The sequence below is a fragment of the Maritimimonas rapanae genome (assembly GCF_057837205.1).
The window spans coordinates 1185314-1205436 of record NZ_JBYQFI010000001.1 but is presented as its reverse complement, the minus strand read 5'-3'; the positions used below and the strand labels follow the sequence as shown (position 1 = coordinate 1205436).

The following is a 20123-nucleotide window of genomic DNA, read 5'->3' as shown; positions in this document are numbered from 1 at the left end:
TATTCTATTTGTCTTTATATTTATCAAACCAAGCTAAAATACTTGCAATCTTTGCAATTAAATTACTCGGCTTATTAGCAATACCGTGAGATGCTCCAGGAATACGAACCATAGCGGTTTCAACCTTTTGTAATTTTAAAGCGGCATAAAGTTGCTCTGATTCAGCTATTGGTGTTCTATAGTCTTCTTCACCTGTCAATAACATCGTAGGTGTTTTTATATTACCAACATAGCTCAGAGGTGACCGCTTTATATAATTAGAAGGATCTTCCCATGGTTTGTTTGGAAACCAGTATTTATAAAAGAAATGTGGATTATCAGCATACAAAACAAAACTATACCAATTAATAACTGGTTTTGCTACTACTGCAGCTTTAAATCGGTTTGTTTTACCAACGATCCATGCAGTAAGAACACCTCCACCGCTTCCACCTGTAACGAATAGATTTTTATCATCAATAAATCCTTTAGCTATAGCCGCATCTACGCCAGACATTAGGTCATCATAATCATGATTAGGGTAATCATGATGAATTAGGTTGCCAAATTCTTCTCCATAGCTGGTACTCCCTCTAGGATTTGAATATAAAACCACATAACCAGCAGATGCAAATGCTTGTATTTCTGCAGAATAAACTGAACCATAGCTAGCAAATGGCCCGCCATGAATTTCTAATATAAAAGGATATTTTTTAGTAGGATCAAAATTTGGAGGAGTTACCAACCAGCCTTGTACATCTCTATTATCGTGAGATGACTTCCACCATAGTTCTTTAACATTTCCTAAATTCTTAAACGAAAATAAATCTTCATTTAGGCTTGTGATTCTATTTTGAGAACCTTTATAAGAGGTACCAAGATCGGCAGGATGTTTGGTTGTCCCTAGGGTATAGGCTAATTTTCCATTATTAGATATTGTATAAGAAGCAGCATTATACGGTCTACCTAACGACAATCCGCCTAAATTCTCTGCCAACGTTGTTATTTTCCCGTTAAGAGTGATATTACCAATCTTAGTATTTCCTTTATCATCATATTGAAAATAGATACTTTTACCATCACTAGACCAATTTATATTTTGAATTGATCTATCAAATCCTTCTGAAATTAATTTTGAACTTGATCCATCTGAGTTCATTACATATAAATCATTGATTTGATATCCTTGATGCTTGTCATCAAAACCAGTGTAGGCAATTTTAGTTCCATTTTGTAATAAAGCAATATTGTTATCTGGACCATATCTATTGGTTAAAGCCTTAATGGCACCAGTACTTAAATTTAAACTATGTATTTCACTATTTAAAGGTTGAAACAGTCTGTCTTTGTATAAGTTGGTAGAAAAATAAAGTTGCTGACCATCCTTAGACCATACCGGAGCACCATGATTATTTTCAGAAAAGGTTAATTGCTTTGGAGTACCACCATTTATTGAAAGTGTGTATAATTGATTAAATCCATTTTTTAAATATCCTTGCCCATCTGAGCGATATACCAACTTATCGATATAGATAGGAGGTTTGTTCCATTTTGCCCCTTCAGGTTTAGCAGGTAGTTTCACTATTGAATTTTGCTTTTTTGGTGTGAACATAGTAAAGGCCAGTTGTTTACTATCATTTGACCAAGAAATAGCCCCTGGTGCATATTTAGTATTGGTTAGTGCTACTTTTTCTTTAGTATCTAACCACATTAAATAAAGTTTGGTCTTTTTGTCTTGAGTATTCGATTTGTAAATAATCTTTGTGCCATCTGGTGACCAACGTGGATAAGAATCATTTTGATTACCAGTGGTTAAAGCACGATTATTGCTTCCATCAAAATTAACCATCCATATATTCGAAAGGTTTTTATCGGTCATAACATCTTTAAAATTTCTGATGTAGATGATTTTTGATCCATCAGGAGAAATTTGAGGATCAGAAACAAATTCATAATTAAAAATATCTAGAAGCTCTAGATTTGATTTTGTTTGGCCGTAACCAAGACTTGATAGAATTAAGAATAAGATTATTACTATTTTTCTCATGAGTAGGTAGTTAATGAATATAGAAATCCTGTTAATTTAAAAAAATAACAGGATTTAATATAATTATTTAGATTTAGCAGGCGAATACCCTAAGTCTGAACGTATTCTTCCTTCAACTTTTTCGTACTTAGATAAATTGCTAAATAACGTTCCAAAGGTTTTGTTACCCTCTTCTCCCAATAATTTGTCATTATTTGCACCTTTTTGTGCCATGTCTATAGGGTCTTTGGCAGCAACGGCAACCATATAATAATCGCTTGGCGCCCCAAAACCAGTTCTATAAACACGGTAATATACTTTAGAATCTTTACTGGTAAACATATCTTTTACGGCTTTCATTTGCTTTTTTACATCAGCGGCATTTCCTGGCGTAAAATGCAAATAATGAAATTCTCTAAAATTCTTTCCTTCAGGAGTTTGAGTAATGCCGTTTGGCATATAAGACAGTTCTTTGTCTAAATGAATTATATAGTTGGTATGACTGTCATAGCACTTATCCATTTTACCAAATATGCTATATAATTTTTCTGTACCTATTTTATCAGTTAATGTTTTGAAAAGTGGTCTATCTAAATCAGCCATATTGTTTATAGCAGTTACATACAGATAGGTTCCATTAGATGTACTTGTAGCAAGCCAACTTTCGTCTTGAATATTATTTTCTTTTAAAAGAGCAGTTAATTCCTTTGCTGCAGCTTCATAAGATTGGGTTTTAGCAATGTTAACATTGTCTTGATGTACCCAATAGGCTTGAGTCTTTTTCTCTTGTGCCTCAATATTAGATACAAATAGGAATACTAGCGATAATAGCATTAAAGTTTTACATTTTTTCATAATAGTGATTAATTAGTTGTTTTGGTTGTGTTTGTAAAAAATAAGAAAAGGGTATTGGTTCTTCTAGTAAGGTATTAGAAGTAAAGTTCCATTGATCATATAATGACCAAAATTTACGCGAGGATAATACAAGAATGAAGGGGAACATCTTGTTTTATTAGTTTAGTTGGTTGATTATAAATATACTACTTTATTTTAACATTGTTAAAAAAGAGCTAATTCAATAGTAAATAACCATTAAAAACAGCTACTTTTGCAGCTTCAAAATTATAAGGATGCAATCCATTAGAAATATAGCTATTATAGCACACGTTGACCATGGTAAAACTACATTGGTAGATAAAATTATTGATCAGGCAAAAATTTTAGACGATCGTAAAGAACGAAAAGATTTATTGTTAGATAATAATGACTTAGAAAGGGAGCGTGGAATTACTATTCTATCGAAAAATGTTTCGGTTAATTATAAAGGGGTTAAGATTAATGTTATTGACACACCAGGTCACGCTGACTTCGGTGGTGAGGTTGAACGAGTTTTAAAAATGGCCGACGGTGTATTGCTATTGGTTGATGCTTTTGAAGGGCCTATGCCGCAAACGCGTTTTGTTTTAGGGAAGGCTCTTGATTTAGGCCTAACACCTATAGTAGTTGTAAACAAAGTAGATAAAGAGAATTGTACACCTGATTTGGTACACGAAAAAGTATTTGATCTAATGTTTGCCTTAGATGCTACCGAAGAACAGTTAGACTTTGTGACAATTTACGGCTCTGCAAAAAATGGTTGGATGAGTACTGATTGGCAAAAGCCTACAACAGATATAATTCCATTGTTGGATGCTGTTGTAGAATCTATACCTGAAGCACCTTACAGAGAAGGAAATCCTCAAATGCAAATCACATCATTAGATTTTTCCTCTTTTACCGGGAGAATAGCTATCGGGCGTGTTTTTAGGGGCGATTTAGAAGAAGCAAAAGAATATATGCTTTGTAAAGCGGATGGTACAACTAAGAAAGTAAGAATAAAAGAATTACATGTTTTTGAAGGAATGGGTAAAGCGAAGACTTCAAAAGTACGTAGTGGAGATATTTGCGCAATAACTGGTATTGAAGGATTTGATATTGGTGATACAATAGCTGATTTAGAAAACCCAGAGCCTTTACCTAGAATTAAAGTAGATCAACCTACCATGAGTATGTTATTTACTATTAACAATTCTCCGTTTTTTGGAAAAGAAGGAAAATTTGTTACTTCACGTCATTTGCGTGATAGATTGTATAAAGAAACAGAAAAGAACTTAGCGCTTAAAGTAGAAGATACAGATACAGAGGATAAATTTAATGTATTTGGTCGTGGAATTCTGCATCTATCAGTGTTAATAGAAACTATGCGTAGAGAAGGGTATGAGTTACAAGTGGGAAGACCACAGGTCATTATTAAAGAAATTGATGGGGCGAAAAAAGAACCTTATGAAACTTTGGTAATTGACGTACCTGAAGCATTAGCTAGTAAGGCAATTAACTTGGTAACCCTCAGAAAAGGTGATTTATTAGTTATGGAGCCTAAAGGTGATTTACAACATTTAGAATTTGACATTCCATCAAGAGGACTGATAGGTTTACGAAATAAAATTCTAACAGCTACTCAAGGGGAGGCTATAATCAATCATCGATTACGTGGTTATGATACTTATAAAGGCGAGTTTAACGATGTGGTTAATGGAGCTATTGTAAGTTCTGAAGCTGGAAAAGCAACCGCTTACGCAATTGATCGTCTACAAGATAGAGGTAAATTCTTTATCGATCCTAACGAAGAGATTTATAAGGGGCAAGTAGTTGGTGAAAACTCACGTCAAGAAGATATGGGTGTTAATTTAATAAAAGGAAAAAAATTAACAAATGTTCGTAGCTCTGGTGCTGATGATGCTGCAAAAATATTCCCAAAGATAGATTTTTCATTAGAAGAATGTATGGAATATATTAAAGATGATGAATATTTAGAGGTGACTCCTAAGAGTTTACGTATGCGAAAAATAGAGTTTAGATAATCTTTTGTTAAATTATTATTTAAGGATCAACGAAATAGATAAAATTGTAAATTGCGCAAAATTTAAAAATAAAGATGAAGATTAAGAATTTGATATTGATTTTTGGAGTATTGTTAACGATAATTGCATGTAGTAGTGATGATGATGGAGATTTTGATGCAGCAACTCAAGCATTAATAGATGATGCTGCACTTATAGAATATTTACAAACTCATCACTATATAAGACCTACTGGTGATGATGTATTTGGAGCTCTAGATACTATTTTGGCTAGTGAAAATGTTACTTCTTTATTTTCTGAAAGTAATTTGAAGACTCAAATAATTAATGATAACGGTATAAGCTATAATTTATATTATTTGCAAGAAAATGAAGGCGCTAATAACAATCCTACAAAAGGTGATTCAGTTCTTGTAAATTATAGAGGATTTCGATTAGATAGTGTGAAGATTGATGAAAGACTTAATTATACTTGGTTGTCACTTCCCAATACTATTAGAGGCTGGCAATTTGGATTTGAACTTTTTAAAGATGGTGATAATACTACCCAACCTGGAGAGCCGTTATCATTTGAAAACACTGGAAAAGGTATTATTTTCCTGCCTTCAGGTTTAGCTTATGGTAATAGGGGAACAAATTCAGGTACTCTAATTAATGAGCCATTAATTTTCTTAATTAATTTAGCCTTGGTTGAAGTTGCTGATCATGATAATGATTCAATTTTATCTATATATGAAGACGTTGATGGTGACACTAATTTAAACAATGATAATACAGATGGAGATAGATTTACTAATTACAATGATCCAGATGATGACGGAGATGGTATATTAACTAGAGATGAAAATCCTGATCCAAATGGAGATGGAAACCCTGATGACGCTAAAGATACTGACGGTGATGGTGTTCCAGATTACTTAGATCCAGATACAAATTAAAATTAAAAAGCTTCGAGAAATCGAAGCTTTTTAATTTTTAGAAAAGATTATAATTTAATCTCTTTCATTAAATCTATAAGATAAGCCAAAAACAATTTGATTTGGTCTGTTATCTACATTTATATTAGTACCTAAGAATCTACCATCTAGATCATTATTAAATCCTTTTTCCCAACGCACATCTACTCCTAATCTTCCTAATTCAAGACCGGTACCAAGTTGTAACCCTACACTAAAATCTTTTGTATTAATATTTTCAATCTCATTTCTACTAAAATCAGATTTAGTAATATACTGGAATGATGGGCCTCCAAAAATATGCAACGGACCGATTACTTTTGTGCCGATTAAGACAGGAATATCTATCTTCTTTGTTTTAAAATCAGTATCTAAGTTATTTACAGAATTACTGTCGTACGAGTTGTTCAATTGAGTGTAAACAAGTTCAGGGCGAACATACAAGCCAGCAAATCTAAATTTTGCCCAAAGGCCTAAATGGAACCCAGCTTTATCATCAGCCCCAGTGATGATGTTTTCAAAATTATTCCCAGTTTGTGGAATAACCTCAGAAAGGTCGCCTCCGAAATTGTAATTAAGACCAGCTTTAGCTCCGAAATCTACTTTTTGTGCAAATGAAAAATTAAATAAGGTAAGTGTTAGTATTGTTAAAAATACTTTTTTCATGATAAATGATTTTTTGTTAATTCATTTACAAACGCAAAAGTGATGCCAATATTCTTACGGAAATGTTAATTGTGAAATATTACTTTCTAGAAATAGCTTTTTCTACAGCTTCAACAATAGCATTAGCATTCAATCCATACTTTTCCATTAATTGATCTGGTGTTCCAGATTCTCCAAAAGTATCATTTGTAGCTACAAATTCTTGAGGTGTAGGATTGTTTTTTGCTAAAGTTCTGGCTACACTTTCACCTAATCCCCCATAATAGTTGTGCTCTTCTGCAGTAACAACACATCCTGTTTTTGCGATTGATTTAAGAATTGCATCTTCATCTAAAGGCTTGATGGTATGAATATTTATTACCTCTGCAGAAATACCTTTTTCTTCTAATTGTTCTGAAGCCTGTAAAGCTTCCCAAACTAAATGACCAGTTGCTACAATAGTTACATCTGTACCTTCTGTGAACTGAACTGCTTTGCCAATTTCAAATTTTTGATCAGGCTCAGTATAAACAGGTACTTTAGGTCTTCCAAAACGTAAATATACTGGTCCTTCATGTTCAGCAATTGCAAGTGTTGCAGCTTTTGTTTGATTATAATCACAAGTGTTAATTACGGTCATACCCGGAAGCATTTTCATTAAACCGATATCTTCAAGAATTTGATGCGTAGCTCCATCTTCACCTAAAGTGATACCTGCATGACTTGCACATATTTTTACATTCTTGTCTGAATAGGCAATAGATTGACGAATCTGATCATATACTCTGCCCGTAGAAAAATTAGCGAAAGTACCTGTAAAAGGAATTTTGCCTCCAATGGTTAATCCTGCTGCAATGCCCATCATGTTTGCTTCAGCAATACCAACTTGAAAAAAACGATCAGGATTCTCATCAATAAAATCTTGCATTTTTAGTGAACCTACCAAATCTGCACATAATGCAACTACATTAGGGTTTGTTCTGCCTAATTCTGTTAATCCATCTCCAAAGCCAGATCGAGTATCTTTTTTTTCGGTAAAAGTGTATTTTTTCATGTGTGTTGTTTCAATGATGAGCAAAAATAAATATTGAAATAATTTTTTTTCTAAAATTTCATAATTTCTTTATAGAACTTATGAACAGGAAACCCCATAACATTAAAATAGCTTCCCTTTAATTTTTTAACTGCTATAAACCCCAACCATTCTTGTATTCCATAAGCGCCTGCTTTATCATACGGATTATAATTTTCAATATAAAAATTGATTTCTTCGCTTGATAATTTCTTAAAATAAACTTCAGTTGTATCGTTAAATGTTTTTTGCTTATCTAGAGAAGTTAAAGTGATAGATGAAATGACTTCGTGTACCTGTCCAGAAAGCTCAGATAGCATGTTATTGGCATCTTCTTTATCCTTAGGTTTTCCTAATACTTTTCCGTTAAATCGCACAATAGTATCCGCAGTAATTAACAAATCATCCTTTTTTAAGTTGCCTTCAAATGCAGATGCTTTTAATTCTGCTAAATAATCTGTGATTTCACTTCCGTGAAGATATTTTGGATACACTTCTTCAACATCTTTAGTTTTAATTGTAAAATTTAGATCTAAATCTTTTAAAAACTGCTGTCTTCTAGGTGAACCAGACGCAAGAATAATATTATATTTTCCTAATTTATCTTTCAGCATAATGTATAGACATTGAAATTACTATGATAGATATAATTCCTAAAAGCATGATAAGCTTTAGTAATCGACTTAAAAAGCGATAATCAGACTTCTTTTTTGCATATAATAATTTACTCATAAAATAGAGAAAAGGAAGCATAACAACAATAAGCATATATGCAAGTACTATCGGTAATCTAGAAAAATTATCAAACGAATAAAGTGTAACAAGAATAAGTGGGATAAATGAAATACCAAATAAAATATTACGTGTTCTTTTTCTTCCAAATAGTATTGGTAATGTTTTCATTTTTAATCGAATATCACCATTTACATCTTCTATATCTTTAATAATCTCCCTTAAAAAATTAAACATAAATGCAAAGACCGCATAATCAACCAAAGTATAAAATCCGAGGTATTGACGAACTCCATTTTCTTCGGTAATAGCAGGTATAATATCAAAAAGGCCAACAATTAAAATACTTAACGAAATAAGTATTGAAACTACTAAATTACCAATCAAAGGTTTCTTTTTTAAATATGAAGAATACCACTTAAGTAATAAAGCTGTAAGCACAAAAATTCCTACAAATGACGAGTTGCCTATTTTAATAGAAATGTAAAGACCTATTGCAAAACCTAAGCTATTTAAAATAATGTAAAGTAGATTTGCGACTTTTTTCTTTTTTGGGCTTGTAATTAATAGCTTTGTAGGCTTATTAATTATATCAGCTTTGATGTCATAAATGTCATTGATAATATTTCCAGCTGCTGCTATACAAAGTGTTGCAATTACCAATAAACTAAAATGGAGATTATCGAGTGTGGTGTCTATGGCAAAAGTAGGGAAGTAGACATACCTAAAAAGTAATTGTATAAGAGCAATCATTATTAAGTTTTTCCATCGAATTAATTGTAGAAAATTACCGATGCTCATGAAAAACTCTTTTTAATACGGTCTAGGTTTCGTTTGTTATCACGATCTTTAATAGTATCTCGCTTATCGTGCATTTTTTTTCCTTTACACAGGGCAATTTCTAATTTTGCCCACCCTTTTTCCGTTAAAAACAACCGCAAAGGAATAATTGTTAATCCTACATTTTGAATTTCTTTTCTTAATTTCTTTAATTCTCTTTTATTAAGAAGTAACTTACGTTCACTTTTAGGTTTATGATTATATACATTGCCGTTTATATATTCTTCAATATACATGTTGATGGCGAATAATTCTCCTTTTTCATTAAACTCACAAAAGCTTTCAGTAATTCTTGCTTTACTAGCACGCACAGATTTAATTTCTGTACCTGTAAGTACTATCCCTGCTACATATTTATCTAGGATTTCGTACTCAAATCTGGCTTTTTTGTTTTGTATGTTAATCTTTGGCTGCACAGTTGCAAATCTAATTAAATTTTGATTGTATGTTTGCAATGAAAAATGATAAATTATGCAATGGATTTTTGAACCTTGGTCTTGGTATTTTTCTGGGGTAATGATAGCTCTGGTTTTATTTCTGCTAGTAATGGTAGATAAAAACTTTGGCATGTCTTCTAACCTTAGAACCTTATGTGCAATTTGCGGCGCTGATAGAAAAGTTGATTTTTTCAAATTCGATTGGAAAGCTCATAAATGGAACTTAATTGTTGTAATAGGGGCAATTTTAGGAGGTTTTATAGCATCAAATTATTTAACTAATGATGTTAGTGTAACTATTAGTTCAAATACAGTAGAAGATCTGCAAGCAATAGGTTTTAATAGTGCTGGTACAGCGTATTTACCAACAGAATTGTTTGATAATTCTGTCCTAAAAGATTTTAAAAGTTTACTGTTATTAGCTGTTGGTGGTTTATTGGTTGGATTTGGCACTCGTTATGCAGGCGGATGTACTTCTGGGCACGCAATATCTGGTTTGAGTAATTTACAATTACCATCTCTAATTGCTGTTATCGGATTTTTTATTGGTGGTTTGATAATGATTCATTTACTATTTCCTTTAATTTTTTAGAAATATGAGAACAATTATATATTTATTCATAGGAATACTTTTTGGAATTACCATGTTTAAGTCTGAAGCTGCATCTTGGTTTCGTATTTATGAAATGTTCCAATTTCAATCATTTCATATGTATGGTATTATTGGAACGGCATTGGTTTTAGGGATATTTATCATTCAAATAATAAAAAAGTATAATATTAAATCTTTTTACGGAAAAGAAATTGTTTTTACACCTAAACAAAGAGGTGTTTATAGATATTTAATTGGAGGAATAATTTTCGGTTTGGGTTGGGCTTTGGCAGGAGCGTGTCCTGGCCCAATGTTTACTCTAGTAGGAGCTGGATTTTTACCAATTCTTATTGTAATAATTTTCGCAATGATAGGGACTTTTCTCTATGGTTTATTAAGAGATAAACTACCTCATTAGTCTTTTGTTTTAATCAATACATGATGAATCTGATCACCATCGATAGTTACAATATATAAATTAGCATTATTATCATCTTTAATTTCTGGATAAATTTCTTCACCAATCAATTTATTTGTAAAAGTATTTGTAGTGTTACTATGCCCAACAACTAACACATTTTTTCCTTTAGTTTCTTTTAAAAAATTTTCGAAATCTAATTTAAAAGGATGATATGTTTTAATCTCTATTCCAAATTTATCAGCCGTAGGCTTAGCGGTTTGCAAAGTTCTATTGTAGTTGGTAGAATACACCGCATCTATACCATAAGCAGTTATTAATTCACTCCACTTTACAGCTCTTTGCTGCCCTTTCTCTGTTAAATCAGGATTTTTATTTGCTTTATCACTACGATCTTTCTCTGCATGACGAATTAAAAAATAAGTAGATTTTTCAAACTCTTGTGCTATTCCTGATAAGGTAGAAAAGAATAGTATGAAAACTAAAATATAATTTTTCATTGACAATGATTTTTATCAAAAATAGAGAAATACAACTAGTTATAGTAATGTTTACTTAAATTTATAGACCAATCTAAAAGCTTACGATGAAATATTTTTATTTATTATTATTTCTTGCAGTCATAATTTCTTGTAAATCTAAAAAGAACATGATAGACTCTACTAAACCAACTTATGCTGATTACAGGTCTCAACAAAAAGCATTTAAATCTACAGATGGCGTGCTAAAATATATAGATAGAGGTGAAGGAGAAGTTATTGTTTTATTACATGGTGTGCCCACCTCTGGCTGGTTGTACAGAAAAATGATTGATAGTCTAGTCTCACAAAAGTATCGTGTAATTGTACCTGATATGTTAGGTTTTGGGTCTAGTGATTCCCCTAAAGGATACGATCTGTATACTCCAGAAGCACATGGAAAACGATTATTAGCTTTAATGGATCATTTAGAGGTTAAAAATTGGTCTCACGTCTTTCATGATGCTGGTGGATTATGGACTTGGGAATTGTTTAGATTGGCACCAGATAGAATTAAAAATTTGATAATTTTAAATTCCATTATCTATGAAGCAGGATTTAACCCTCCAATGCGATTTGAAAAAGGCGTTTTTACTAAACTTTCTATGAGCTTTTATAGTAATAAGCTCACTAATAGAACCATAATGAAAAAGTTATTTAAAAGCGCTTTAATGAAAAATGATCTAAATGCTAATGAAGTTGAAGGCTATAGAAAACCGCTATTAGAAGGCAAAACGAATTCTTTATATACATTTTTTTCTAGTACCTGTAATGATTTACCAGATTATAGAGAAACTATTCAAAAGATAAATATACCAGCCATGGTAATTTGGGGGAAACACGATAAGATACTCCGTTGGCAGCCTATGGAATCTGAAGTAGTAAAAGATTTAAAAATTAAATCACAAGATGTCCATGTTATTGACGCTAAGCACTATATACAAGAAGAAAAACCCAGCGATATGCTAGGTTTAATATTAAATTTTATAAAAAAGTAATTACTTAAAGATTACTTTAATATCCATCTTTACGCCGTTTCTAATCACTTTTAGCATGGCAGTACCTTTAGAAGTGTCGTAATCTTTCATTACCAGTACACAATGATCTTGATCTTTAATTTCTACACCATCTACATGTGTTAAAATATCACCAACAAGAACACCAGCGGCTTCTCCTGGGTGGTCTTTAGATACCTTATTAATAACCACACCATTTGTTTCTGCATTAAAACCTCTTTGGGCATCACTTAAATTATCGAAATGCAAGCCGAATTTCCATTTCTTTTTTTCTTTAGTGTCTTGAGCTTGTGTGTAGCCTGCAAATAATAGACTTATAAAAAGTACTGTAACTATTTTTTTCATTTTGATCTAAATTTTTGATTTATAAATATACTTTAATTTTTTATGATTTGTTACGTTAACAAAATAGCAACTACAATGCCAAATTTTTATTTGCTAGATTTTCTTTAGAATTTTTTTGTTATTTTGAAATCCTGATTGAACTTGTAAAACAAGTTTAAAAAGAATTATTTGTATTAACGCTAAATATGTTTATATGAAGTTAGCTATATATTTAATTCTCCCCATATTATTTTTCTTTCAAAATGTTTCTTCTCAAACAGCAGAAGAACAAGAAATGTTAGATCTTGTAAATAATCTAAGGCAGAGTAGAGGCCTAGAACTATTGAGGCTAAATACAGCATTAAATCAAGCAGCTTATAACCATTCAAACGATATGGCTACAAATAATTATTTTAGTCATACAGGGCTAAATGGGTCTAATTTCTCGCAGAGATCTACAAATGCTGGCTATACAGGTTCACCAAGAGGTGAAAATATAGCAGCTGGTAATTCTGGTGTGGAAGTTACCTTTAATCAATGGAAGAATAGTAGCGGCCATCTTAATAATATGCTAAACAGTACTATAAATGAAATGGGTATCGGTCACGCTTTTGACAATAGTTCTACTTATGGGCATTATTGGACTCAGATCTTTGGAATGGGTGATACAACCTTGTCTAATGATGATTTAGCTCATGCTGGTTCAGTAAAAATTTATCCTAATCCTGTAAAAGATAAATTTATTGTTAAACTAAATAATAGCTTTGATACTGATATAGAATTGAAATTGATATCTATTTCAGGTCAAATAGTCTATCAAAAATCTAAAGGCTTAATAGATAACACTTTAACTATAGATGTTCAAAATTTTGTTACAGGAATATACTTTCTCTATATAAAAAATTCAGTTGAGGGCTATAAAATTGTAAAGCTTTAAAATAAAAAGCCACTCCTAAAATGAAGCGGCTTTTAACATCTAACTTAAATCACCTATTTAATCTTGATCATTTTAGCTTTTGGCTCTACCCTTTCAACTTTTGGGATAGCAATTTTAAGCTCACCATTTACATGAGTCGCGCTAATTGCATCACTATCTACAATGTCTTTTGGTAGGTTAAAACTCCTTTTAAATGATTGATAGCTATACTCTTTACGAGTATAATTGTCTTTTGTTTCTTCGTTTTCTGATTTCTTTTCAGAAGAAATTGTTAATACATTATTCTCTACATTTATATTAATATCTTCTTTAGCTAACCCAGGTATCGCAACTTCAACAGAAAAAGAGTTTTCATCTTCTTTAATATTTACCGCTGGTAATGTTGAATTAGTATTAGAAAAATCTCTAAAAATGTCATCAACTAATGTTGGGAAAAATGGAAAATCTGATTTTTTTACTAACATAATTTTATATTTTTAATTGATATTTTAATTGTGTATTCAGTACCTATATAGCAAAGAGAATACCAATTGATTTTTAATGTCATTTTAGCAGAATCCTACTAAAAGTAAAGTCATTTTGTCATCTGATTGTCAGATTATTACATAAAAAACTCCGCATATTTATGCGGAGTGAAATATTGAGGAGTTCTCGTTGCAATACTGATTACTCAGAATCACTCGAACTGACTTAAATTATTTATTTCTAAATACCAATTTATCATCAAAAGCATCTAATAAGATTTTACTTTCTGAAGTTATTTTACCAGAAAGAATTTCTTTAGACAATTCATTTAAAACTTTACGCTGAATTACACGTTTTATTGGTCTTGCACCAAATTGAGGATCAAATCCTTGATTAGATAGACTTTCAATTGCTTCATCTGTCCAAGTCAAAGTAATTCCTTTTTCTGCCAAAGTATTTATTAAAGCACCTAGTTGTAGTTCAACAATCTTAGTTACTTCAGTTTTATTTAATGGGGTAAACATAATAACTTCATCAATTCTATTTAAGAATTCTGGTCGTACTGTTTGCTTAAGTAACCCTAGTACATCTACTTTTGTTTTTTCAGTTACTTGCTCACGTTTATTCATATCAAATTCATTAAAATTCTCTTGAATGATATGAGCACCAATATTAGAAGTCATAATAATTATAGAATTTCTAAAATCTGCAACACGACCTTTATTATCTGTTAACCTTCCTTCATCTAATACTTGTAATAGAATATTAAAAGTATCTGGATGTGCTTTTTCAATCTCATCTAGCAACACAACTGAATAAGGCTTTCTACGAACTGCTTCTGTTAGTTGCCCACCTTCGTCGTATCCAACGTAACCAGGTGGTGCACCAACTAATCTACTTACTGCGTGACGTTCTTGATATTCACTCATGTCAATACGTGTCATAGCTGATTCATCATCAAACAGATATTCAGCCAATGCTTTAGCTAGTTCTGTTTTACCTACACCAGTAGTTCCTAAAAACAGGAAGGTACCTATTGGTTTTTTATCGTCTTGTAAGCCTGCACGAGATCGACGAACTGCGTCTGAAACTGCTTGTATCGCTTCATCTTGACCAATAACACGTTTGTGTAATTCGTCTTCTAACTGCAATAATTTTTCACGCTCGCTTTGTAACATCTTCTGTACAGGTATACCTGTCCATTTAGCTACAACTTCAGCAATATCTTCACTCGTTACTTCTTCTTTAATTAAAGCATTCTCTTGATTTTCAGCTAGCTCTTTTTGAAGCTTATTTAACTGCTCTTCTTCTGTTTTAATCTTTCCGTAACGTATTTCTGCAACTTTTCCGTAATCACCATCTCTTTCGGCGCGTTCAGCTTCTAGCTTAAAGCTTTCAATATTCTTTTTTGCTGATTGAACCTTATCTACAATCTCTTTTTCACTTTTCCATTTTGCATAAATAGATTCGCGCTCATCTTTTAAATTAGCCACTTCTTTTTGCAAGTTTTGTAACTTATCTTTATCGTCTTCACGCTTAATGGCTTCAATTTCAATCTCCAGCTGCATGATTTTTCTATCTAAGACATCTAATTCTTCTGGCTTAGAATTGATCTCCATACGTAATTTAGCAGCTGATTCATCCATTAAATCAATTGCCTTATCGGGAAGGAATCTGTCCGTAATATAACGTTGTGACAATTCTACGGCAGCTATAATGGCATCATCTTTAATGCGAACTTTATGATGTGCTTCGTATTTGTCTTTAATACCTCTTAATATGGAAATAGCACTTTCTGTGTCTGGCTCATCAACAACTACTTTTTGAAAACGGCGTTCTAGTGCTTTATCCTTTTCAAAGTGTTTTTGATATTCATCTAAAGTTGTGGCACCAATAGCACGGAGTTCACCACGGGCTAAGGCAGGTTTTAAGATGTTTGCTGCATCCATAGCACCTTGACCACCACCAGCACCAACTAGAGTGTGTATTTCATCAATAAATAGTACTATTTGTCCGTCAGCAGAAACTACTTCCTTTACTACAGACTTTAAACGCTCTTCAAACTCACCTTTATATTTTGCTCCAGCAATTAAAGCTCCCATATCGAGTGAGTAGATCACTTTTTCTTGTAAGTTTTCTGGAACATCACCTTTTACTATACGATGTGCTAAGCCTTCGGCAATAGCAGTTTTACCAACACCAGGCTCGCCGATTAAAATTGGATTATTTTTAGTTCTACGAGATAAGATTTGTAAAATTCTACGAATTTCTTCATCGCGCCCAATAACAGGATCTAACTTACCATCATTTGCCAATTGATTTAAATTCTTTGCATATTTTGCAAGTGAATTATACGTGTCTTCAGCTCCTTGAGAAGTTACACGATCACCTTTACGTAGTTCATCGATCGCTTTTTTTAGTTCTTTTTCGGTAATGCCATTATCTTTTAATAACTGAGCTGTATCGTCTTTAGATTTTAATATTGCTAACAATAAATGCTCAATAGAAACATATTCATCCTTCATTTTCTTAGCAATATTTGCTGCATCATTAAACATAGTACCAGCGTTCCGCGAAAGCATAAGATCTGTACCAGATACTTTTGAAAAACTTTGTATAATGTTATCTAGTGTCTGTTTAAATATATCTACGTTTACACCTAATTTATTTAATAAAAATGGTGTAACATTCTCATCAACTTCAAAAATGCCTTTTAGTATATGCGCATTTTCTATTTGTTGATGACCTAAGCCTTGCGCAATTTGCTGCGCTTGTTGCACGGCTTCTTGTGACTTTATGGTATAATTATTAAAATTCATACTTAGTTTTTTACAAAAGCTAAGCCAACGTAAGAAAGTGATTTTTTGAACGACAAATTGACCGAAAACAAGAGTTTTTTAAGACATTTTGTCTTAATTTAGCTGTAATGCTATCTTTATTTATACGAAATTTAATCTTTACAATATTGCAACCAGGAATTGTTGCCGGATACATACCTTATTTAATTTTAGGGAACGGATTAAATCCTCTTTTAAAAGCTCCTTTTAAATTTAATAGTTATATAGGAATTGTTATCTTCTTAATAGGAACTTCAATAGTTATATATTGTATTTATGATTTTGCAGTTAAAGGGAAAGGGACTTTGTCACCAGTCGATAAAACTAAAAAATTAGTGGTTTCAGGTTTGTATAAATATTCTAGAAATCCAATGCATATCGGTGTGATTTTGATTTTGATTGGTGAAGTGATTTTCTCAAAATCATTTGAATTATTAGGGTATACTTTAGTTGTTTTGCTTAGTTTTCATTTATTTGTAATTTTAGTTGAAGAACCGAGACTAAAAAATGACTTTAAAGAGCAATATGAAAACTATCTATTAACTGTACCTAGATGGATTTAAAATAATATATGGGAATATTAGATAATATATTTGGAAATAAAAAGGGAGAAAAAGTTGAGGAAAAATCTAGCATAAATTGGGTTCCTCTAACCTCTATTACTCAATTAGACGAAATTATAGAGAAATCTAAAGACAAACAGCAAGCCATATTTAAACATAGCATTCGTTGTCATATTAGTAAAGGAGTAATGAATCAATTTCAACGCTCTGTAGCTACAGACACGATTGACTTTTATTATTTAGACCTATTAAATTATAGAGATATCTCTAATGAAATAGCAGGTCGATTTCAAGTGCTACATCAATCACCTCAGGTATTACTGATTAAAGATGGAGTAGTGGTAGCACATGATTCTCACTACGATATTATGAGTTTAAAGCTAGCTTAATTAAAACCGTGCTGCTTAATGATAGACTTTATTCTATTCTTTAAGTCTTGCCCGCTATCATAAACCATTTCTTCGTTACTAGGAAAGGGTAGAGGTCTTCTTTCGGCAAGTTTTAATAGATCTTTATCTAAAGCTCTTTTGTCTCCTCTAAAGTCGGCGTAAACATTCTCAAAAACAAAACCTGAGCTTAACGGATATGAGTTTATTTGTTGATTAGTCTTTAGATCATAATAACTAACATTACCAGATATTTGAACATCTTTAAGTTGTTTATGCTTGTAAAAATTACATTTTACAACTTTATACTTATCAACTTTTATATCGTTACCTAAGCTATCTTTTTTTACATTCCCCTTATCGTCTAAAACATATTTCCAACCATCTTTTATTTCTTTTTCTTTTACTATATGTTTAGTGCTTAATTGTTCTGGGCTAATTAAAATAGAATTAAATTTTAACTGCATTTCATAATCATAATTAACATTTTCTTGTTGATTGGTATGAAATCTAGTCCATAAATTATTCAAACTATAAGCATTAAAGTTTAAGAGATCTTCTTCTAGATTTTGTGGTAATGCAATTTCAGAATCATTAAATAGATTTACGCTTACATAGTCTAATCCTTTTTGATAAGCCTCTTCTATTTTATCTCTTGTGTCTTTATAATTTGGATTTATTTTATTTAAATATTCAAAATCTTCGTAAGCTTTTCTATAATCATACTTGTTTTGTGCAGACGCAATTAAATTTGAAGCATTTGTATATAAATACTCAGAAAGTCTATTTTTTGAAGATATAATACTATTTGTATAGTCTTTAAACTTAAATGAAGCACTTCTGTTTTCTGAAGATATTCTTAACGGAAGTAAAGGCTTTATTCTTTCTTGAACCGAATTAAGGTCAAGATATGTATTATAGATCCCTTCATAATTAGCTGGATTACTATCTTTTTTTAGGATTTTAATATTACCTTCTAATCGTGTTGCGTTACGTTTAAAGGCATCTTCTAAAAGTAATATAATATCTTCATTACCTCTTTTTGTTTTATTTACAGCGAGTTTTGCTATAGCTTTATTAATAGCTGTATAATAATCACCAGTATTTATTGCTTTTTGAGTTTGTCTGGCTGTACTACATGATAAAATAAGTGCAGCGACAATTATAAATGCTATTCTTTTCATGACTTGTTTAGTTAGGATTAAAGTCAAATAAAATAACGGTTATTATAATTGCTTATTGTAGTAAAGAGAATCTTAAGCTAAATTAATAATCTACTTTTTTAATAAACTTTTTACATTATCAAAATTTCCATCGTTTGGGGCTGGGATTATCCCTAATATATGAGCAACAAGGTTATATATTTCTATATTTTTTAATTTATCTATTGTATATCCTTTCTTAAACATGTTCCCTTTCGCTATGAAAATGGCACTCATTTGCTCATCAGTATTTAAATAACCGTGTGCTCCACCAAATTGTCTTCCTCCAGCATGCTTTGCAAATAGGCTATATCCTGGATTTGGTATTAAGATCATGTCATTATTACGTATATTATATGCAAAATGAAGTTCTTCTGGTGCCTCATTACGTTTATAAACATTTAAGTTTGGTATCTTCTTTAAGCTATTGTATACGCTGTCTTTTTTCTCTGGTTTTGTTTTTAATGTAAATACTGGGTTGTTACCATAAGCTCCTACTAACCAATCTTTTTTAATATGATCTTCTAGAATTATTTGCTTGTCTTTATGAATTCTTCGCATACCATGATCAGCTACTAAGATTAGGTTTATCTTATTTGCAATTGGTAATTGCATTAATCTTTTATGAAAATCACCAATTAATTTATCGACATATTGAACTTTATAAGTTGTTTCCTTACTTTCAGGTCCATACCGATGTCCTGCACTATCGGGTTCTTCAAAGTATAATAAAACCAGTCTAGGGCGTTCGATTTTAGGAAGTTTTAGCCACGAAATGACTGAATCGACACGTTGCTCAAAAGTAATTTTACTATTAAATTTTTTCCAAATATCTGGCTGTATTCCGTCAATTTTTGCTTCAGTACCTACCCAAAAATAGGATGCAGTTCGTAATCCAGCTTTTTTTGCTGTATTCCAAATAGGTTCACCTCCATAAAATTCTCCATTCTCAACGCTACTTCTATCTTTTAATGAATATTCTTTTTGTAGTTCAGAATCATAAAAATAATTACCAATCAATCCATGATTATCTGGGTATAAGCCTGTTACCAATGTGTAATGATTGGGAAATGTCTTTGTAGGATTAGAAGGAATCATTCGCTTAGCTCTAACACCTTTTTTAGCAATATTTAGCATATTACAGGCATGATGCAATTCGAGATAATCGGCTCTAAATCCATCTAAGGATACTATAACTACATAATTTTCAGAACTCTTTTGCGCAAAAGATATAATTGCATTAATAGCAAATAAAAAAGCAAATAGTTTATTTAACAC

21 protein-coding genes are annotated in these 20123 nt (G+C 31.6%); 8 read left to right on the top strand and 13 right to left on the bottom strand.

Going from position 1 to position 20123, the window contains the following annotated elements:
• Window positions 1-4 precede the first annotated feature (4 nt).
• Window positions 5-2026, bottom strand: coding sequence for a S9 family peptidase (locus tag AC3IF2_RS05780; RefSeq protein ID WP_489166122.1), 2022 nt, complete (start codon window positions 2024-2026; stop codon window positions 5-7).
• Between the two features lie 63 nt (window positions 2027-2089).
• Window positions 2090-2860 carry a hypothetical protein gene (locus AC3IF2_RS05775; RefSeq protein WP_489166121.1) on the bottom strand — a complete coding sequence of 257 codons (771 nt, stop codon included), beginning with the start codon at window positions 2858-2860 and terminating at the stop codon, window positions 2090-2092.
• A 275-nt stretch (window positions 2861-3135) separates the two neighbouring features.
• Here AC3IF2_RS05775 and typA point away from each other — a divergent pair, with 275 nt between their 5' ends.
• On the top strand, window positions 3136-4905 hold the full coding sequence (gene typA, locus AC3IF2_RS05770) for a translational GTPase TypA (protein WP_489166120.1): 1770 nt from the start codon (window positions 3136-3138) through the stop codon (window positions 4903-4905).
• A 74-nt stretch (window positions 4906-4979) separates the two neighbouring features.
• Window positions 4980-5843 carry an FKBP-type peptidyl-prolyl cis-trans isomerase gene (locus tag AC3IF2_RS05765; RefSeq protein WP_489166119.1) on the top strand — a complete coding sequence of 288 codons (864 nt, stop codon included), beginning with the start codon at window positions 4980-4982 and terminating at the stop codon, window positions 5841-5843.
• Between the two features lie 54 nt (window positions 5844-5897).
• Here the strand turns inward: AC3IF2_RS05765 and AC3IF2_RS05760 are convergent, their stop codons facing one another.
• From AC3IF2_RS05760 to smpB, 5 genes are all read right to left on the bottom strand, one after another.
• Entirely contained in the window at window positions 5898-6527 is a 630-nt protein-coding gene (locus AC3IF2_RS05760) for an outer membrane beta-barrel protein (RefSeq protein WP_489166118.1), read from the bottom strand.
• A 79-nt stretch (window positions 6528-6606) separates the two neighbouring features.
• The gene (locus tag AC3IF2_RS05755) at window positions 6607-7560 is read right to left on the bottom strand and encodes a transketolase family protein (RefSeq protein WP_489166117.1); all 954 of its coding nucleotides are present in this window, start codon (window positions 7558-7560) and stop codon (window positions 6607-6609) included.
• A gap of 50 nt (window positions 7561-7610) precedes the next feature.
• Window positions 7611-8192 carry a Maf-like protein gene (locus tag AC3IF2_RS05750; RefSeq protein WP_489166116.1) on the bottom strand — a complete coding sequence of 194 codons (582 nt, stop codon included), beginning with the start codon at window positions 8190-8192 and terminating at the stop codon, window positions 7611-7613.
• Window positions 8179-9111, bottom strand: a complete 933-nt coding sequence (locus AC3IF2_RS05745) for a geranylgeranylglycerol-phosphate geranylgeranyltransferase (RefSeq protein WP_489166115.1) — start codon at window positions 9109-9111, stop codon at window positions 8179-8181. The genes AC3IF2_RS05750 and AC3IF2_RS05745 overlap by 14 nt, the downstream gene beginning before the upstream one ends.
• Window positions 9108-9566 (bottom strand): SsrA-binding protein SmpB, encoded by a 459-nt coding sequence (gene smpB / locus AC3IF2_RS05740; protein WP_489166114.1) that lies wholly within the window; start codon window positions 9564-9566, stop codon window positions 9108-9110. The genes AC3IF2_RS05745 and smpB overlap by 4 nt, the downstream gene beginning before the upstream one ends.
• A 55-nt stretch (window positions 9567-9621) precedes the next feature.
• Here smpB and AC3IF2_RS05735 point away from each other — a divergent pair, with 55 nt between their 5' ends.
• Both AC3IF2_RS05735 and AC3IF2_RS05730 read left to right on the top strand, forming a co-directional pair.
• Entirely contained in the window at window positions 9622-10179 is a 558-nt protein-coding gene (locus tag AC3IF2_RS05735; RefSeq protein WP_489166113.1) for a YeeE/YedE family protein, read from the top strand.
• A 4-nt stretch (window positions 10180-10183) separates the two neighbouring features.
• Complete coding sequence (locus tag AC3IF2_RS05730; protein WP_489166112.1) at window positions 10184-10597, top strand: YeeE/YedE family protein; 414 nt, start codon at window positions 10184-10186, stop codon at window positions 10595-10597.
• On the opposite strand, the gene AC3IF2_RS05725 is transcribed toward AC3IF2_RS05730, so the two are convergent.
• Window positions 10594-11097 carry a SixA phosphatase family protein gene (locus tag AC3IF2_RS05725; protein ID WP_489166111.1) on the bottom strand — a complete coding sequence of 168 codons (504 nt, stop codon included), beginning with the start codon at window positions 11095-11097 and terminating at the stop codon, window positions 10594-10596. The two genes, AC3IF2_RS05730 and AC3IF2_RS05725, sit on opposite strands and share 4 nt — an antisense overlap.
• An 86-nt stretch (window positions 11098-11183) precedes the next feature.
• Between AC3IF2_RS05725 and AC3IF2_RS05720 the strand changes: the two genes are divergently transcribed.
• Window positions 11184-12113: an alpha/beta fold hydrolase gene (locus AC3IF2_RS05720; protein ID WP_489166110.1), complete on the top strand. Its 930-nt coding sequence runs from the start codon at window positions 11184-11186 to the stop codon at window positions 12111-12113.
• Here AC3IF2_RS05720 and AC3IF2_RS05715 read toward each other — a convergent pair whose 3' ends face one another.
• Window positions 12114-12476 carry a PDZ domain-containing protein gene (locus tag AC3IF2_RS05715; protein ID WP_489166109.1) on the bottom strand — a complete coding sequence of 121 codons (363 nt, stop codon included), beginning with the start codon at window positions 12474-12476 and terminating at the stop codon, window positions 12114-12116.
• Window positions 12477-12669: 193 nt separating this feature from the next.
• Here AC3IF2_RS05715 and AC3IF2_RS05710 point away from each other — a divergent pair, with 193 nt between their 5' ends.
• Complete coding sequence (locus AC3IF2_RS05710) at window positions 12670-13392, top strand: CAP domain-containing protein (protein ID WP_489166108.1); 723 nt, start codon at window positions 12670-12672, stop codon at window positions 13390-13392.
• A gap of 53 nt (window positions 13393-13445) precedes the next feature.
• Here AC3IF2_RS05710 and AC3IF2_RS05705 read toward each other — a convergent pair whose 3' ends face one another.
• Both AC3IF2_RS05705 and clpB read right to left on the bottom strand, forming a co-directional pair.
• Entirely contained in the window at window positions 13446-13856 is a 411-nt protein-coding gene (locus AC3IF2_RS05705) for an Hsp20/alpha crystallin family protein (RefSeq protein ID WP_489166107.1), read from the bottom strand.
• A gap of 231 nt (window positions 13857-14087) precedes the next feature.
• Entirely contained in the window at window positions 14088-16676 is a 2589-nt protein-coding gene (gene clpB / locus AC3IF2_RS05700) for an ATP-dependent chaperone ClpB (RefSeq protein WP_489166106.1), read from the bottom strand.
• 107 nt (window positions 16677-16783) lie between these two features.
• On the opposite strand from clpB, the gene AC3IF2_RS05695 reads away from it, so the two are divergent.
• Window positions 16784-17257 (top strand): methyltransferase family protein, encoded by a 474-nt coding sequence (locus tag AC3IF2_RS05695; protein WP_489166105.1) that lies wholly within the window; start codon window positions 16784-16786, stop codon window positions 17255-17257.
• Between the two features lie 8 nt (window positions 17258-17265).
• Window positions 17266-17646 carry a bacillithiol system redox-active protein YtxJ gene (gene ytxJ / locus AC3IF2_RS05690; protein ID WP_489166104.1) on the top strand — a complete coding sequence of 127 codons (381 nt, stop codon included), beginning with the start codon at window positions 17266-17268 and terminating at the stop codon, window positions 17644-17646.
• Here the strand turns inward: ytxJ and AC3IF2_RS05685 are convergent.
• Together AC3IF2_RS05685 and AC3IF2_RS05680 are read right to left on the bottom strand one after the other, a co-directional pair.
• Window positions 17643-18827 (bottom strand): hypothetical protein, encoded by a 1185-nt coding sequence (locus AC3IF2_RS05685; protein WP_489166103.1) that lies wholly within the window; start codon window positions 18825-18827, stop codon window positions 17643-17645. The genes ytxJ and AC3IF2_RS05685 overlap by 4 nt on opposite strands.
• Before the next feature lie 90 nt (window positions 18828-18917).
• Entirely contained in the window at window positions 18918-20123 is a 1206-nt protein-coding gene (locus AC3IF2_RS05680) for an alkaline phosphatase family protein (RefSeq protein WP_489166102.1), read from the bottom strand.